The organism is Marinobacter sp. es.042 (assembly GCF_900188315.1).
Taxonomy (GTDB): Bacteria; Pseudomonadota; Gammaproteobacteria; order Pseudomonadales; family Oleiphilaceae; genus Marinobacter.
In genome coordinates this window covers 2,355,114-2,371,835 of sequence record NZ_LT897781.1, presented here as the reverse complement: position 1 = coordinate 2,371,835, position 16,722 = coordinate 2,355,114, and the positions used below count along the sequence as shown (strand labels likewise).

Sequence of the window (16,722 nt, the reverse complement as noted above, 5' to 3'; positions counted from 1 at the left end):
GAATCAGGCTTGCCTGGTGATGGGTGTTAATTCGTGATCAGTTGTCTTGGGGTTATATAGTCAAGCAACTAAGCGCATACGGTGGATGCCTTGGCAGTCAGAGGCGATGAAAGACGTGGAAGCCTGCGATAAGGTTCGGGGAGCTGGCAAACAAGCTGTGATCCGGGCATTTCTGAATGGGGAAACCCACCGACTTTCGGGTCGGTATCTTGCACTGAATACATAGGTGTAAGAGGCGAACCGGGGGAACTGAAACATCTAAGTACCCCGAGGAAAAGAAATCAACCGAGATTCCCTAAGTAGCGGCGAGCGAACGGGGATTAGCCCTTAAGCTAGACAACTGGTAGGAGAAGGCTCTGGAAAGTGCCGCCATAGTGGGTGATAGCCCCGTATCCGAAACCTGAGTTTAGTGAAATCGAGTAGGACGGGACACGTGATATCCTGTCTGAACATGGGGGGACCATCCTCCAAGGCTAAATACTCCTGACTGACCGATAGTGAACCAGTACCGTGAGGGAAAGGCGAAAAGAACCCCTGTGAGGGGAGTGAAATAGATCCTGAAACCGTATGCGTACAAGCAGTCGGAGCGGACTTGTTCCGTGACGGCGTACCTTTTGTATAATGGGTCAGCGACTTATGTTCAGTGGCGAGGTTAACCGTTTAGGGGAGCCGTAGGGAAACCGAGTCTGAATAGGGCGATTTAGTCGCTGGGCATAGACCCGAAACCGGGCGATCTATCCATGAGCAGGTTGAAGGTTGAGTAACATCAACTGGAGGACCGAACCCACTGTCGTTGAAAAGCCAGGGGATGACTTGTGGATCGGAGTGAAAGGCTAATCAAGCCCGGAGATAGCTGGTTCTCCCCGAAAGCTATTTAGGTAGCGCCTCGGACGAATACCACAGGGGGTAGAGCACTGTTTCGGCTAGGGGGTCATCCCGACTTACCAACCCGATGCAAACTCCGAATACCTGTGAGTACTATCCGGGAGACACACGGCGGGTGCTAACGTCCGTCGTGAAGAGGGAAACAACCCAGACCGCCAGCTAAGGTCCCCAAGTACCAGTTAAGTGGGAAACGATGTGGGAAGGCTCAGACAGCTAGGAGGTTGGCTTAGAAGCAGCCATCCTTTAAAGAAAGCGTAATAGCTCACTAGTCGAGTCGGCCTGCGCGGAAGATGTAACGGGGCTCAAACTGGTCACCGAAGCTGCGGCTGCATACTTTGTATGCGGGGTAGGGGAGCGTTCTGTAAGCCTGCGAAGGTGTGTTGAGAAGCATGCTGGAGGTATCAGAAGTGCGAATGCTGACATGAGTAACGACAATGCGGGTGAAAAACCCGCACGCCGGAAGACCAAGGGTTCCTGCGCAACGCTAATCGGCGCAGGGTGAGTCGGCCCCTAAGGCGAGACCGAAAGGTGTAGTCGATGGGAAACGGGTTAATATTCCCGTACCTTGGATAGCTGCGATGGAGAGACGGAGAAGGCTAGGTGAGCCGGGCGACGGTTGTCCCGGTTTAAGCGAGTAGGGAGTGGACTTAGGCAAATCCGGGTCCACAATCTCGAGACGCGACGACGACTGCTCCTAGAGCGGGAAGTCATTGATGCCATGCTTCCAGGAAAATCTTCTAAGCTTCAGGCTATTCGAGACCGTACCCCAAACCGACACAGGTGGTCAGGTAGAGAATACCAAGGCGCTTGAGAGAACTCGGGTAAAGGAACTAGGCAAAATGGTGCCGTAACTTCGGGAGAAGGCACGCTGGTGTTAGGTGATACCCCTGCGGGTGGAGCTGAAGCCAGTCGAAGATACCAGGCCCCTGCGACTGTTTATTAAAAACACAGCACTGTGCAAACACGAAAGTGGACGTATACGGTGTGACGCCTGCCCGGTGCCGGAAGGTTAATTGATGGGGTTAGCGCTTGCGCGAAGCTCTTGATCGAAGCCCCGGTAAACGGCGGCCGTAACTATAACGGTCCTAAGGTAGCGAAATTCCTTGTCGGGTAAGTTCCGACCTGCACGAATGGCGTAACGATGGGGGCGCTGTCTCTACCCGAGACTCAGTGAAATTGAAATCGCCGTGAAGATGCGGTGTATCCGCGGCTAGACGGAAAGACCCCGTGAACCTTTACTATAGCTTCACAGTGAACTTTGAGCATGTTTGTGTAGGATAGCTGGGAGGCTTTGAAGTGGGAACGCCAGTTCTCATGGAGCCAACCTTGAAATACCAGCCTGACATGTTTGAGGTTCTAACTTGGTCCCCTTATCGGGGATGAGGACACTGTGTGGTGGGTAGTTTGACTGGGGCGGTCTCCTCCCAAAGCGTAACGGAGGAGCACAAAGGTGGGCTAAGCATGGTCGGACATCATGCGGTTAGTGTAATGGCACAAGCCCGCTTAACTGCGAGACAGACACGTCGAGCAGGTACGAAAGTAGGTCATAGTGATCCGGTGGTTCTGTATGGAAGGGCCATCGCTCAACGGATAAAAGGTACTCCGGGGATAACAGGCTGATACCGCCCAAGAGTTCACATCGACGGCGGTGTTTGGCACCTCGATGTCGGCTCATCACATCCTGGGGCTGAAGCCGGTCCCAAGGGTATGGCTGTTCGCCATTTAAAGTGGTACGCGAGCTGGGTTTAGAACGTCGTGAGACAGTTCGGTCCCTATCTGCCGTGGACGTTGGAGATTTGAGGAAAGCTGCTCCTAGTACGAGAGGACCGGAGTGGACGAACCTCTGGTGTTCGGGTTGTCACGCCAGTGGCATTGCCCGGTAGCTATGTTCGGACAGGATAACCGCTGAAAGCATCTAAGCGGGAAGCCCCTTCCAAGATGAGATCTCCCTGGACCCTTGAGGTCCCTGAAGAGCCGTTCAAGACCAGGACGTTGATAGGTCGGGTGTGTAAGCGCTGCGAGGCGTTGAGCTAACCGATACTAATTGCTCGTGCGGCTTGACTATATAACACCCAAGACAATTGCGGATAACGCAGAGCCTAACCGCTCAAACGAAATCAACATCACTCAGTTCCTTCTCGTCCCCCAGTGATCAACCGTTTTGCCTGACGACCATAGCGGTCTGGAACCACCTGATCCCATCCCGAACTCAGAAGTGAAACAGACCAGCGCCGATGGTAGTGTGGCGTTGCCCATGTGAGAGTAGGTCATCGTCAGGCTCCTAATACCGAAAACCCCAGCATCCTCGATGCTGGGGTTTTTTATTGCCTGAAATTCACGGCCTCACTCACGGCAGGCCGGTGATATACTCTCCCCATAACGAACGACATCTCAGAATGGAGCCTGCCAATGCCTGCCACTGATCACCTGGTCATCTTCGATACAACGCTCCGTGATGGCGAGCAAAGTCCCGGTGCCACCATGAACAAAGCCGAGAAGCTCCGCATTGCGAAAGCGCTGGAAAAGCTCCGGGTGGATGTTATTGAGGCAGGATTCGCGATTGCCAGCCAGGGCGATTTCGAGGCGGTGAAAGCGATCGCCGAGTCCATCAAGGACTCAACGATCTGCAGTCTAGCCCGGGCGCTCGACAAGGATATCGATCGCGCGGCAGAAGCCATCCGGCCGGCAAAGCGCGGGCGTATTCATACGTTTATAGCCACGTCGCCCATTCACATGAAGCACAAGCTGCAGATGCAGCCGGATGAAGTGATTGAGCAGGCGGTTCGCTCAGTGAAACGCGCGCGGAGTCATGTCGACGACGTCGAATTCTCCTGTGAGGACGCCGGACGTTCCGAACTGGACTTCCTCTGCCGGATCATCGAAGCCGCCATCAATGCCGGTGCCAGCACGATCAATATCCCGGATACGGTCGGTTACGCCATTCCGGAACAGTTCGGTGAAACCATCCGTCAGTTGTTGAACCGGATTCCAAACGCGGACAAGGCCATTTTTTCGGTGCATTGCCACAACGACCTGGGACTGGCTGTGTCGAACTCCCTGGCGGCGGTTTCCCAGGGGGCTCGACAGGTAGAGTGCACCATCAATGGGTTGGGTGAGAGGGCCGGTAACGCGGCGCTCGAGGAAATTGTCATGGCGGTTCGTACCCGCCAGGATCTGTTCCATATCGATACCCGCATTGATGCCCAGCACATCGTGCCCGCGTCTCGTCTCGTTTCTACAATCACCGGGTTTCCGGTACAACCCAACAAGGCTATCGTCGGCGCCAATGCCTTTGCTCATGAATCCGGGATACACCAGGATGGGGTTCTGAAGCACCGGGAGACCTATGAGATCATGCGGGCGCAGGACGTTGGTTGGCATACCAACAGCCTCGTCCTGGGCAAACACTCCGGACGGAACGCCTTCCGTACCCGTTTGCTGGAGCTCGGAATTCAGTTCGAGACCGAGACCGAGCTGAATGAGGCCTTTACACGGTTCAAGGCGCTGGCAGATCTGAAACATGAGATTTTCGATGAGGATCTTCAGGCGATCGCCAGCGATACCCGGCAGAAAGAGGAAGACGGCCGTTATGGCCTGGTCTGTATGCAGGTCTGCTCCGAGACTGGAGTCGTGCCCAAAGCCAACCTCACGCTGAGCGTAGACGGCAAAGAGCACAAGGTTGAAGCTGAGGGCAGCGGGCCGGTCGATGCCACGTTCAAAGCAATCGAATCTCTGGTGGATTCGGGCTGCAATCTCCAGCTGTATTCCGTAAACAACATTACCAGCGGCACCGATGCCCAGGGCGAGGTGACTGTACGCCTGGAGCGCGGTGGCCGCATCGTTAACGGCGTGGGTGCTGATACTGATATCATCATCGCGTCCGCCAAGGCTTACATAGAGGCCCTGAACCTGATCAGCAAGGGCGGAATTCGACAGCATCCCCAGGTCGCGGATGTGTGAGAATGGTTATTCGGTGAGTCGCGACAGGCGAAGGTAATGATTGGATCGGAAGCAGAGCGTCAGTTCTATCTGGGAGCAGCGGGGATACGCATGTGGTATGCCCGGCAACCGTTGCCCGGCGCGGCGCCAAGCCCGGATTTTGAGTTTCCCGAGGAGAGTCAGGTTCCGGAGCCAGTCCCTGGAACTTCTGAAACCATACCCAGTCCGGTAAGAGATGCCGGTCGACCTTCGCCGCGTAAACCGACGGGGCCAGATAGAACCGAAGGCGTGGCCCGAATAGCGGATCTTCAGGCCTTGATGGAAGGTGAGGCTGTCGGGCCAGGCAACGCCTCTCGACAGCCCCCCCAATCGCCTGCCGTGTCGGACGACGCTGCGAACTCTCCGGAGCCCGCAGCGCCAGAGGAGATGTCAGAGCAGCCTGCCGGGATCCCCTCTGAAAGCGTTAACGTCATGATCTGGGCGGGAGCCGGAGCAGTGCTCATTGGAGGCATGTCTACGGATGCCAGCAGTCGACTGCAGGAAACCCTCGCACTGAACATTCTCAAGAGCCTTGGTGAGGGGCAGCCTCAAGTGCTCGGACAAGTCTCCTGGCCTATCTTCAACAATCTGTTGGTGCCCGGGAACTCCGGCCATGACTTTGTTGAGGTGATGCGCAGTGTTCTGTCGGGCCTGGAACGTCAGCAGGTTGTCGTCTTGCAGGGTGGAGCGGATGCAGAAAAGAGCTGGCTGAGCGAAGCCCTTGGACACGACGCAGCGGTCCGGTTTCCGCACACCCTTGCTGAGATTGCCGGCAACCCGACATTGAAGCGCTCCCTGTGGCAACAGATACGGCCTATGGTCGCCCGTTAATGCCTTATCCGGAAACCTACCAAAAAGTTCTTGATGCCGACCTTATTGTGCGCCCCCTGGTGCCCGAGGATGTCCCGGATGTGCTCGATATAGAGCGCCAGGGTTATTCGCACCCCTGGAGCGAATCGGTGTTTCTGGATTGTTTCAAGGACAACTACCGGCTCTGGGGTGCCTGCCATGGGGGCAAACTCACGGCGTACGCTATCGTGGCCTACATGGTTGATGAAGCGCATCTGCTGAATATCTGCGTCCACCCGGGAGCCCGCGGTGAGGGTGTCGGTCGCTATCTTCTGAAGCATGCTCTGGCAACCGCAGCTCACGAAGGCATGTCCCAGCTGTTGCTCGAAGTCAGGGTCAGCAACCATGCCGCTATAGCGTTGTACCAGAATGAAGGCTTTCACGAGATCGGCCAGCGCCCCGGGTATTATCCGGCTGCCAACGGCCGGGAGGATGCCCGGGTTCTGATGCGTGATCTCGGCCATTGACCGCTTCAGTGCGAGTTAGCGTCACAGCGGCTTAGGGCCTATAATGGCCGCCTTTTCCAGAACATCAGATTCAGGTTGCTTTTCGATTATGTCTAACCTTTCCCAGGAAGTGGCCAAGCGCCGCACCTTCGCCATTATCTCGCACCCGGATGCCGGTAAGACCACGATTACCGAGAAGGTGCTTTTGTTCGGACAGGCAATCCAGAAAGCCGGTACGGTCAAGGGAAAGAAGTCTGGCCAGCATGCCAAGTCCGACTGGATGGAAATGGAGAAAGAGCGGGGTATTTCGGTAACCACCTCCGTCATGCAGTTTCCTTACGGTGGCAAGCTGGTGAACCTGCTGGATACGCCGGGCCACGAAGACTTCTCGGAAGACACCTACCGCACGCTCACGGCGGTGGACTCATGTCTGATGGTTATTGACAGCGCCAAGGGTGTCGAGGAACGGACCATCAAGCTGATGGAGGTTACCCGGCTGCGGGATACGCCGATTATCACCTTCATGAACAAGCTGGATCGGGACACCCGGGATCCGGTGGAGCTGATGGACGAGGTTGAGGAAGTTCTGAAAATTGCCTGTGCACCGATCACCTGGCCCATCGGTATGGGCAAGAGCTTCAAAGGGGTTTATCACCTGCTTCGAGACGAGGTTATTCTGTATCAGTCCGGCCAGGGCCATATGATTCAGGACAAGCGCGTTATCTCGGGGCTGGACAATCCCGAGCTTGATCAGGCGATTGGCGCTTACGCCGGCGATCTGCGTGATGAAATTGAGCTGGTCAAAGGCGCGTCCCACGAGTTTGATCAAGAAGCTTTTCTTGCCGGTGAACTGACGCCAGTCTTCTTTGGTACCGCACTGGGTAACTTCGGCGTGGACCACATGCTCGATGGTCTGGTGGAGTGGGCCCCGGCGCCGCAACCGCGGGAAACCGACCAGAGACTGGTCCAGCCGGCCGAGGACGGGTTCTCGGGCTTCGTATTCAAGATTCAGGCAAATATGGATCCACAGCATCGTGACCGTGTTGCCTTCCTCCGCATTGTCTCTGGCAGTTACAACCAGGGTATGAAGGCCCGCCATGTCCGTATTGGCAAGGAAGTCCGGTTTTCCGACGCGCTGACGTTCATGGCCGGCGACCGCGAACACGCCGAGCAGGCGTTTGCCGGCGATATTATCGGCCTGCACAACCATGGCACCATTCAGTTGGGTGATACCTTTACCGCCGGCGACGACATGAAGTTCACCGGCATCCCCAACTTTGCGCCCGAATTGTTCCGCCGGATTCGCCTGAAGGATCCTCTCAAGGCCAAGCAGCTCCAGAAAGGGCTGATACAGCTGTCCGAAGAGGGCGCCGTCCAAGTGTTCAGGCCGCTGCGGAATAACGATCTCATCGTCGGGGCGGTCGGTGTGCTGCAGTTCGATGTGGTGGTCAGTCGCCTGAAAAGCGAATACAAGGTGGAGGCCATCTACGAGCCAATTAACGTGGCTACTGCGCGATGGGTCACCTGCAGCGATGAGCGCAAGCTTGACGAGTTCCAGCGCAAGAACAACGACAACCTGGCCCTTGATGGGAGTGACAGGCTGGCCTACATTGCTCCGACCATGGTCAACCTGAACCTGGCCCAGGAGCGGTATCCGGACATCCAGTTCCACAAGACCCGCGAGCATTAACGGTTCCGGGCGGAGGTTACTGTGCAGCTGATCGACGCCCATTGCCATTTTGATTTCCCCCAGTTTGATGGCCGCCGCGATAACGAGCTTGAGCAGGGCCGATCGCGCGGACTCCGGGGGCTGGTGATACCCGGTGTCCGGCGACCGGACTGGGACCGCGTCCGCGAGACAGCGCTGGCTCATGATGGTCTGTTTTACTGTCTCGGCATTCACCCCTGGTTTGTGGAAGAGCATTCTGAAGAAGATCTGACTCGGCTTCGCCGATTGCTGGAGGGTCGTCCCGACCGCTGTGTGGCAATCGGTGAATGCGGACTCGATCGAATCCGGGGAAGTCTCGAAGCGCAGTTGCCCTGGTTTGAAGCCCAGGTGGCGCTGGCTGACGAACTGAATTTGCCGCTGGTGATCCACTCCGTCAAGACCCATGACGAAGTTCACGGTGTGCTCAATCGTCGCCAGTGGCATGGTCGAGCACTGATTCACGGATTCAGCGGAAGCTTCCAGCAGGCCGCAAAGCTGGTTGATCTTGGGTGCTTTATCGGGGTAGGGGGCGTGATCACCCATCCCAGGGCCCGAAAGACCCGCGACGCAGTCGCAAAATTGCCGCTGGAGGCGCTGGTGCTTGAGACTGACGCCCCGGACATGGCGCCGGAAGGCGTGCCACAGGGAGAGAACTCCCCGCGCTATCTGCCGGATATTCTGGACGCGCTCGCGGAGATCCGTGGCACGTCGCCGGAGCATCTGGCGCCGGCGCTTCTGGAGAACGTGTCGCAGCTTTACGGTTGGGCGGCTGCCGGTATAGGGGAATAACGAAACGAATCGACACAGGGTTGGCTTTCCTGGGTGGTTCGAGTATACTTCGCGCCCTGGCTTTTCAAGGCGATGTCATTATCTCAGCCCCGAATGATGGCAACGCAACACAGGTATGGAACCCCCTCCGGATGCCTTGCATTTACCGGCGGTGGTTTTTAACGTTTCTTATATAGCGTTCAAGGCGGAATCAATGAAGACTCTGAGTGCGAAACCAGAAACAGTAAAGCGTGACTGGTACGTTGTAGACGCAGCCGGCAAGACGCTGGGTCGTCTGTCAACCGAAATCGCCCTTCGTCTGCGGGGCAAGCATAAGCCTGAGTACACCCCCCACGTAGACACTGGCGATTACATTGTAGTGATCAACGCCAGCCAGGTGCGGGTTACCGGCAAGAAAGCATCTGACAAGATGTACTACAGTCATACCGGCTTTCCGGGTGGAATCAAATCCATCAACTTCGAGAAGCTGGTCGACAAGGCACCCGAGCAAATCATCCAGAAGTCTGTCAAAGGCATGCTTCCAAAGGGACCGCTCGGTCGCGCCATGTTCAAGAAGCTGAAAATCTATGCCGGCGCTGAGCACCCTCACGCAGCCCAGCAGCCCAAAGAACTCGACATTTAACGGAAGGCGGATATGTCTGTAGCACAAAATTACGGTACTGGTCGCCGCAAGACATCCACGGCTCGGGTTTTTATCAAGCCGGGAAGCGGTAACATCTCCATCAATGGTCGCACCATCGAAGATTTCTTTGGTCGCGAAACCCTGCGCATGATCGTTCGTCAGCCTCTGGTGGTTGCCGAGTCTACCGATCGTTTTGATATCAACATTACCGTTAAGGGTGGTGGTATCAGTGGCCAGGCCGGCGCAATTCGCCACGGTCTGACCCGCGCCCTGATGGATTACGACGAAACTCTGCGCCCGGCGCTGCGTAAAGCGGGTTATGTTACCCGTGATGCGCGTGAAGTCGAGCGTAAGAAAGTGGGTCTGCGCAAGGCGCGTAAGCGTCCTCAGTACTCCAAGCGTTAATTCCGCTGGAGCAGATCCTGGAAAACCCGGCCCTTTTCGGTCGGGTTTTTTTATGTTCCAGTGATTTGTCAGCAAATTGATCTGGAACAGGGGTGGGGCGCCAGTGGCGGCTTTCCGACTTGTAAGCCCTTGGTAATTTCATTACCATTTGGGCGCTTATATTTTTGGGTTGTGAAGTCCTTTTAGATGCACATTGCCGGCTGCGTTGCGGGCTGTGACATCGCCTGATGGGAGAAAACCATAATGAGTAATGGCGACGTGAGCCAAGGCAGGCGCCGGTTTCTGATCGGTGCTACGTCTGTGGTGGGTGGAGTCGGCGTCGTCGGTGCGGCGGTTCCGTTCCTGGGGTCATGGAATCCCAGTGCAAAAGCGGAAGCGGCCGGTGCACCGGTAACCGTCAATATCAGCAAAATTGAACCGGGTCAGCAGATTACGGTGGAATGGCGCGGGCAGCCGGTGTGGATCATTCGCCGAACAGACGAGATGCTCGACAACATCGAAAAGCTCAACGATCGGGTGAAAGACCCGAACTCCGAAGCCCCGCAACAGCCTGAGTATATCGACGGGATTCTTCGCTCGCTGAAGCCGGAGTTTGCCGTGTTGGTGGGTTTATGCACACACCTCGGCTGTGTTCCGTCCTACCGTCCGGAAGTTGCACCGGCAGACCTGGGCGATGAATGGTTGGGTGGGTTGTTCTGTCCTTGCCATGGTTCTCGCTATGACATGGCCGGAAGGGTTTATGCGGCACAGCCTGCACCTTCAAACCTATTGGTGCCGCCGTACCGTTTCGACGATGACTCGACCCTTACGGTTGGTCTTGATCCGGAGGCAGCGTAATGAGCAAATTACTTCACTGGGTAGACGAGCGGCTTCCGGTCATCGATGCCTGGAACAAACATATTGGCAAATACTACGCGCCGAAGAACTTCAACATGTGGTACTTCTTCGGCTCGTTGGCGATGCTGGTTCTTGTCAACCAGTTGGTCACCGGTATCTGGCTCACCATGAGTTATAATCCGTCGGCTGAAGGTGCATTTGCCTCTGTCGAATACATCATGCGTGATGTCGAGTGGGGCTGGCTGCTGCGGTATCTGCACTCCACAGGAGCGTCCGCATTTTTCGTCGTGGTCTATCTGCACATGTTCCGGGGGCTGATGTACGGCTCTTATCAGAAGCCGCGTGAGCTGATCTGGATTTTCGGCATGCTGATCTACCTGGTGCTGATGGCGGAAGCCTTCATGGGCTACCTGCTTCCTTGGGGTCAGATGTCCTACTGGGGCGCGCAGGTTATCGTTAACCTCTTTGGTGCGATTCCTGTAATCGGTGAAGATCTGGCACTTTGGATCCGGGGCGATTACCTGGTATCCGGTATCACGCTGAACCGCTTTTTCGCCCTGCATGTCGTGGCGCTGCCAATCGTTCTCCTTGGTCTGGTTGTACTGCATATCCTTGCGCTGCACGAGGTAGGCTCCAACAACCCCGACGGTATCGATATCAAGAAGAACAAAGACGAGAATGGTATTCCGAAAGACGGCATTCCGTTCCACCCTTACTACACGGTCCATGATCTCATGGGTGTCGGCGTTTTCTTCTTCATCTTCTTTATTGTGGTGTTCTTCTTCCCGGAAGGCGGTGGTCTGTTCATCGAGAAGCCGAACTTTGAGCCCGCTAATCCGCTGAAAACGCCCGCGCACATCGCGCCTGTCTGGTATTTCACTCCGTTCTACGCAATGCTGCGTGCGGTGACGATTGACCTGTTCGGTCTTGATGCCAAGTTCTGGGGTGTCGTGGTAATGGGTGCGGCGATCGCTATCCTGTTCGTCCTGCCCTGGCTGGATAAGAGCCCGGTGCGCTCAATGCGCTACAAAGGCTGGTTGAGCCGGACTGCTCTGGCGATTTTCGCAGTAAGCTTCGTCATCCTTGGCTACCTCGGTCTTGTGCCGGCTACTGAAGGCCGCACTATGGTCGCCCAGATTCTGACGGTACTGTACTTCCTGTACTTTATCCTCATGCCGTTCTACACGCGCATGGAGAAAACCAAGCCAGTTCCAGAGAGGGTGACAGGATAATGAGAAAGCTGATTTTTGGTCTTTTCATCGCAATCCTGCCAGCTCTTGGGCTGGCAGCCGGGCCGACCGTTCCGCTGGATAGTTTCGAGTCGGATCACGCTGACAAGGCGTCTCTGCAGCGCGGTGCAGCCCTGTTCACAAACTACTGCATGGGCTGCCATTCCATGGAATTCGCTCGCTACAAGCGAGTCGCCGATGATCTGGAGATTCCCGACGAGCTGTTCGAGGAAAACCTGATCTTCACCGGCGCGAAAATTGGCGAGCTGATGAAAAATTCTATGAATAAGGATATGGCGGCAGACTGGTTCGGTGCGCCGCCTCCCGACCTGACGCTGTCAACCCGCCTGCGTGGCGAGGCGTGGGTATACTCCTACCTGCGTGGATTCTACAAGGACGAGTCCCGGCCGCTGGGCGTGAACAACGTGGTATTCCCGGCAGTGGGTATGCCTCACGTTCTGGTTAGCATGCAGGGTCTGTGTGCGGTTGAGCCCAATATCGGTACCCCGGCCAGCGTTGAGCCTCTGAGTGGCAACATCAATAATGCGGACGTATGCCCGGATTACGCTATCGAAGGCAGCATGTCGGGAGCGGAGTTTGACCAGGCTATGTACGATCTGACCAACTTCATGTCGTACATGGGTGATCCGATCAAGCTTGAGCGTGAGCGCCTGGGGATCTTTGTTCTGATCTTCGTGGCCATCTTCTTCGTGTTCGCTTACCTGCTCAATCGTGAGTACTGGAAGGACGTACACTGAGAAATAGGGTATAATCCCGTCCCCTGAGTTCCAGCGGGCATAACCGGCCCGCTGGATTTTTGCGTTTTTTCAGGATCATTTCGGTTTGTTTACTCGTGAGGTAGTTCTATGGGCGTTGTGACCAAGCGGTCATCAATGACGTTTTTCTCGGATCCGGCCAGCCATTACAGCCACAGGGTGCGTATTGTTCTGGCAGAGAAGGGTGTTACCGTCGATATCGTTGATGTGGATCCGGATAACCCGCCGGCTGAACTGGCGGACCTGAACCCATACAACGCCCTGCCGACGCTGGTAGATCGTGATCTTGTGCTCTATGAGCCCAACATCATGATGGAATACCTCGACGAGCGTTTCCCGCATCCGCCTTTATTGCCGGTGTATCCTGTGGCGCGAGCCAACAGCCGTCTGATGATCCATCGGATCCAGAAAGACTGGTGTGGCCTGGTCGACCAGATTCTGGCTCAGCCGAACGCCAAGGCGTCCGACACAGCTCGCAAAGAGCTGAAGGAAAGTCTGTTGGCAACGGCGCCGCTGTTTGGTGAGATGCCGTTTTTCCTGTCTGAAGAGTTCACCATTGTGGACTGTTGCATTGCTCCCATCCTGTGGCGTCTTCCGTCGCTGGGTATTGAGCTGAATGAGAAGCAGGCCAAGCCGCTGCAGAAGTACATGGAGAGCATCTTCAGTCGGGATGGCTTCAAGGCAAGCCTGTCAGATCTGGAAGAAGACATTCGCAGCTGATTTGGTAACGTTCCGCTTGCCGGAGCAGGAGAGTGGCAGTGGCTGAGAGTAAAAACACCATGACGTCCAGCCGTCCGTACCTGGTACGAGCATTCAATGAGTGGATTCTGGACAATGACTGTACCCCCTACATTGTAGTGGACGCAGGCATTCAGGGTGTGCAGGTGCCAACAGAGCATGTCGCGAACGGGCAGATTGTGCTGAATATCAGCCCGGGCGCCGTGCGCGGCCTGGTCATCGGGAATGGAGCGCTGGAATTCAGTGCCCGTTTCGGTGGCGTGCCCATGCAGGTGTTTATTCCGTTGCAGGCGGTGATGGCAATCTACGCCAAGGAAAACGGCGAGGGCATGGTCTTCGGCAGTGAGCCGGGCTCTCCCGATCCTGACGGAACCTCAAGGGAGCGGGATGGTGAGCAGGCGTCACCTGGTCAGGAGGATCGACCCTCCGGCAGGCCTACCCTCAAGGTTGTGAAATAACGCCAGCGCACTCGGTCTGAAAAAGCCAGCTTATGCTGGCTTTTTTTATCCTCCGAAGATTTTTGCGTCGATCAGCCCGCAAAGGGCATTGATAATGAGCAACAGCAGGGGTGTAGCCTCCGTGGGACTGAGATCGTTCAGGGCGATTTCGTGGTCTTCCGGATGCAATAAAGAGGTTATGTCCGATTTCTCCCTGGCACTCAGAACCACAACACTCATTTCCCGATCATGGGCAACCTGGATAGCCTGTATAAGATTAGCTTTGTGGCCATCGTCGACGATCACGAACAACAGGTCCCCGGGTTTGCCAATCGCCCGCACCTGGCGGGAGAAGGTATCGTTGAAACGGTTATCCCGGCAGATGGCCGAATAGGTCGTTGCGTCGGCCCCGAGATTGATGGCGGGCAGTGCCGGCCTGTCCTGTTCGAACCGGTTCAGAAGAGCGGTACAGAAGTACTGGGCCAGAATGTTGGCATTACCGTTGGCGCAGGTAACTATTTTCCCGTCCTGGAGCAGGGTTTCCACGAAGGCATTGGCAACCTCCTCGATAGCAGGGCCGGCCGTACTCGCGGCCTGCGCGGTATGCTCCATATGGCTTGCGAACCACTGGTTGATCTGGTGTTCGGTGTCGGTCATTTTCGGTATCACTATCCTGCCAGAATTGCATTCCTGATCCATTGTACCCGGTATTTTTTGACGGTACCCGGGCTGATGGCAACCACATCTATCCGTGAGAGACTGTTCCAGAGCCCGTTCCGGTGCAGGTAAAACGAGACTGCGCGAATCAGGCGTTTCTGTTTGAGGTAATTGATGGAGCTTGCAGGATCTACAAGGCTGCCAGCGCCCCGATAGCGGACCTCGAAGAATACGAGAGTTTCACCTTCCTGTCCGACGAGATCAATCTCGCCGCCGCGATTGTAGACATTGCGCTCAATGATCCGGACGCCCCGACTGGCGAGGTAACGGGCTGCAACGCCCTCGAAGTGGTTACCCAGGGTTTTGGTGCCATCCATGGCGACTGTTTTGCTCCTTTGGTGTTATTCGCTGAGGGGTGCGGCTTCCTCTTGAGCGCCTTCCATCTCTCCCTCTTCGGTTACCGGTTCAGGGATGAACTCGGGAGCACCGTTGCGGAACTGGGCCCAGAGTTGTTCCCGATGGATGCTGCCCTCGGGCGTCATGGTCAGGACACCTGTTTGGCCTGATATCGAGGCGCTTTCGACCTGTTTCAGCAACGGCAGGCGTTTGCTAAGGTGCCACGCATCGGCGCCCATGGCGAAAAGGCGCCCGGGCTGGCCGCGGGTTCCGGGCAGATTCTCAGTGGCTCGCGTGCGCAGCTCATTGTCGTCGCCCAGTACCCAGGGAATATCAGTGAAAATAACGCCGTTCAGGTCGCGGTCCCGTGAAGGTGCCGGTGTGCCCTCATAGATAATGGAAGGCGAGTACACAGGCAGGTCTCCGCCGAAATAGAAGGCGAAAAGCGGCTTGAATTGCCGCGCAACAGTGGGTTCTGCCACCATTACGATGGCGTCGGCATCCTGCCGGCGACGCGGCTCGAATTCGACATTCATGCCAATGGTGCGTTCAACCTGGATGGCCCGGTCGCGGGAAACGGTGATGCCCAGCAGGTCAGCCGTTACCGCCCTGAGGTTGTCTTCGCGATAGAAGCGCTCGATATCCAGGGCAACGCCTTCATGGGACGCCATGCGTTTGAGCAATGCAGCCTCAACGCGATCGCCCCATTCGCCGCCGGGGATAAGCACCAGAACCTGGCGCAGCTGTTCTGCGGCAAGCCGGTCGGCAATTTGCCGGGCCTCGTCCTCTGCCGAGAGACCGAACTGGTAAAGTCCGTCAGCAGGATTGGTATCTGCAGGCAGGTAATTCAGCCCGAGAGCGGGTACGGGCAGCGTGTTCATTGAGCCCAGTCCTGCCAGTGCCTCTTTTTCCAGGGGGCCGACAATCAGGTCGATATCCTGTTCCGATAGCTGCTTGTAAAGTTCGCTGAAAGACGTGCCGGCGGTATCAAAGATCCGAATGTCGGTTTTGCCCCGGTCAGCAGTGTCATCCAGGTAGTACGCTGCCAGAAAACCATCCCGGATGGCCTTGCCCGCCGTTGCCAGCGGGCCCTGGAGAGGCAGGGCAAGGGCGATTCTTTCCGGACGGCTGTCCGCCAGTGTGGCGATAAGTTGGAGTTCCGAGGGCAGAACCTGGGCGGCGGGATGGCCGGGCCAGTTGTTTTGCCAACCCCGGATGAGTCGGCCCTGCTCGTCTATGCCGGTTTCCGCAGTGCGCACCAGGTTTGCCAGCTCCAGCCAGCCCTGGGCTTCATAGCCAATCGCTTCGGCAGAGGCCGAGCTCAGCTCGGTGCCCGGCACCTTCTCCAGCAGGGACCAGATGCGGTTATGAATCTGTTGCGCATCTGCGGTGTTATCCGTCTGGGCCAGCAGGATCAGGGTCATGGCAGCAGGCATCGGCTTGCCCGCCAGGTCATAAGTGTCTGCCTGCAGGTTGGCGGCCCGGGCCATCAGGTCGGCCGGGTAGTCGATAAAGCTCGACGGCGTGAGTGCGGCGGCAAGCGCCTCTGCCCAGGGTTCGTCCTCAAGGGCCTTGGCGCTTGCCATGGCCAGCAGGAGTTTCTGGTTGCCAAGGCCCGCAGCCGGTTGCGCCAGTTGCGAACTTTGGAGTAGCGTTCGTGCTGCCACGTGGTTGCCCTGGTCCTGGAACCTGCTGGCGATCCGGAGGAGGTAGGCCTGGGCGGTCTCGATATTATCTTCGTTGCCGGCAAGCTCGAGGGCCTGGTCGGCCGTTTGCGCGACGTGGGTTTCGAGATTCACGGTGGCGCAGCCCGCCGACAGAAGGGCGGCAGTAAATACGCTGGCCAGGGCTCGTTGATGAATGCGGATCTTTAACATGGCAGGCTCGACATACTCCGGATGATTGGGCTTGTAGCGCCAGACTAACGCTGGCAAGTTTAACAGCTCCGGGGTTAATTCACATGACGTAAC

The 16,722-nt window shown here is 56.5% G+C and carries 15 protein-coding genes and 2 rRNA genes; 14 read left to right on the top strand and 3 right to left on the bottom strand.

The annotated features are described in order from the left end of the window. Nucleotides 1–58 precede the first annotated feature (58 nt). From CFB02_RS11140 to CFB02_RS11075, 14 genes are all read left to right on the top strand, one after another. Nucleotides 59–2,950: ribosomal RNA gene (locus CFB02_RS11140) — 23S ribosomal RNA — on the top strand. Nucleotides 2,951–3,049: 99 nt separating this feature from the next. Continuing rightward, nucleotides 3,050–3,164: ribosomal RNA gene (rrf, locus tag CFB02_RS11135) — 5S ribosomal RNA — on the top strand. Nucleotides 3,165–3,294: 130 nt separating this feature from the next. After that, on the top strand, nucleotides 3,295–4,845 hold the full coding sequence (locus CFB02_RS11130) for a 2-isopropylmalate synthase (protein WP_088558055.1): 1,551 nt from the start codon (nucleotides 3,295–3,297) through the stop codon (nucleotides 4,843–4,845). A gap of 36 nt (nucleotides 4,846–4,881) precedes the next feature. Then, on the top strand, nucleotides 4,882–5,694 hold the full coding sequence (locus CFB02_RS11125; protein ID WP_088558054.1) for a 2-isopropylmalate synthase: 813 nt from the start codon (nucleotides 4,882–4,884) through the stop codon (nucleotides 5,692–5,694). Next, on the top strand, nucleotides 5,694–6,179 hold the full coding sequence (rimI, locus tag CFB02_RS11120) for a ribosomal protein S18-alanine N-acetyltransferase (protein ID WP_088558053.1): 486 nt from the start codon (nucleotides 5,694–5,696) through the stop codon (nucleotides 6,177–6,179). Before CFB02_RS11125 ends, rimI begins: the two co-directional genes overlap by 1 nt. Nucleotides 6,180–6,267: 88 nt before the next feature. Further along, nucleotides 6,268–7,848 (top strand): peptide chain release factor 3, encoded by a 1,581-nt coding sequence (prfC, locus tag CFB02_RS11115; RefSeq protein WP_008176562.1) that lies wholly within the window; start codon nucleotides 6,268–6,270, stop codon nucleotides 7,846–7,848. A gap of 21 nt (nucleotides 7,849–7,869) precedes the next feature. After that, nucleotides 7,870–8,655, top strand: coding sequence for a TatD family hydrolase (locus CFB02_RS11110; RefSeq protein WP_088558052.1), 786 nt, complete (start codon nucleotides 7,870–7,872; stop codon nucleotides 8,653–8,655). Nucleotides 8,656–8,848: 193 nt separating this feature from the next. Continuing rightward, nucleotides 8,849–9,277: a 50S ribosomal protein L13 gene (rplM, locus tag CFB02_RS11105; RefSeq protein ID WP_008176556.1), complete on the top strand. Its 429-nt coding sequence runs from the start codon at nucleotides 8,849–8,851 to the stop codon at nucleotides 9,275–9,277. Between the two features lie 12 nt (nucleotides 9,278–9,289). After that, on the top strand, nucleotides 9,290–9,682 hold the full coding sequence (gene rpsI, locus CFB02_RS11100) for a 30S ribosomal protein S9 (RefSeq protein WP_008176554.1): 393 nt from the start codon (nucleotides 9,290–9,292) through the stop codon (nucleotides 9,680–9,682). A 243-nt stretch (nucleotides 9,683–9,925) separates the two neighbouring features. Further along, the gene (gene petA, locus CFB02_RS11095) at nucleotides 9,926–10,519 is read left to right on the top strand and encodes a ubiquinol-cytochrome c reductase iron-sulfur subunit (RefSeq protein ID WP_088558051.1); all 594 of its coding nucleotides are present in this window, start codon (nucleotides 9,926–9,928) and stop codon (nucleotides 10,517–10,519) included. Beyond that, nucleotides 10,519–11,751, top strand: a complete 1,233-nt coding sequence (locus CFB02_RS11090) for a cytochrome b (RefSeq protein WP_088558050.1) — start codon at nucleotides 10,519–10,521, stop codon at nucleotides 11,749–11,751. The genes petA and CFB02_RS11090 overlap by 1 nt, the downstream gene beginning before the upstream one ends. Then, entirely contained in the window at nucleotides 11,751–12,506 is a 756-nt protein-coding gene (locus CFB02_RS11085; RefSeq protein WP_088558049.1) for a cytochrome c1, read from the top strand. The genes CFB02_RS11090 and CFB02_RS11085 overlap by 1 nt, the downstream gene beginning before the upstream one ends. Before the next feature lie 108 nt (nucleotides 12,507–12,614). Then, nucleotides 12,615–13,244 (top strand): glutathione S-transferase N-terminal domain-containing protein, encoded by a 630-nt coding sequence (locus CFB02_RS11080; RefSeq protein WP_014576091.1) that lies wholly within the window; start codon nucleotides 12,615–12,617, stop codon nucleotides 13,242–13,244. A 59-nt stretch (nucleotides 13,245–13,303) separates the two neighbouring features. Continuing rightward, a complete protein-coding gene (locus CFB02_RS11075; RefSeq protein WP_172835863.1) occupies nucleotides 13,304–13,720 on the top strand; it encodes a ClpXP protease specificity-enhancing factor in 417 nt (138 codons plus the stop codon). A gap of 45 nt (nucleotides 13,721–13,765) precedes the next feature. On the opposite strand, the gene CFB02_RS11070 is transcribed toward CFB02_RS11075, so the two are convergent. Genes CFB02_RS11070 through CFB02_RS11060 form a run of 3 tightly spaced genes read right to left on the bottom strand, consistent with a single transcriptional unit; the run spans nucleotide 13,766 to nucleotide 16,686 of the window. After that, complete coding sequence (locus CFB02_RS11070) at nucleotides 13,766–14,356, bottom strand: SIS domain-containing protein (RefSeq protein WP_008176542.1); 591 nt, start codon at nucleotides 14,354–14,356, stop codon at nucleotides 13,766–13,768. A gap of 11 nt (nucleotides 14,357–14,367) precedes the next feature. Beyond that, nucleotides 14,368–14,733 carry a YraN family protein gene (locus CFB02_RS11065; protein WP_088558047.1) on the bottom strand — a complete coding sequence of 122 codons (366 nt, stop codon included), beginning with the start codon at nucleotides 14,731–14,733 and terminating at the stop codon, nucleotides 14,368–14,370. Between the two features lie 24 nt (nucleotides 14,734–14,757). Continuing rightward, complete coding sequence (locus CFB02_RS11060; RefSeq protein WP_227519190.1) at nucleotides 14,758–16,686, bottom strand: penicillin-binding protein activator; 1,929 nt, start codon at nucleotides 16,684–16,686, stop codon at nucleotides 14,758–14,760. Nucleotides 16,687–16,722: the final 36 nt, after the last annotated feature.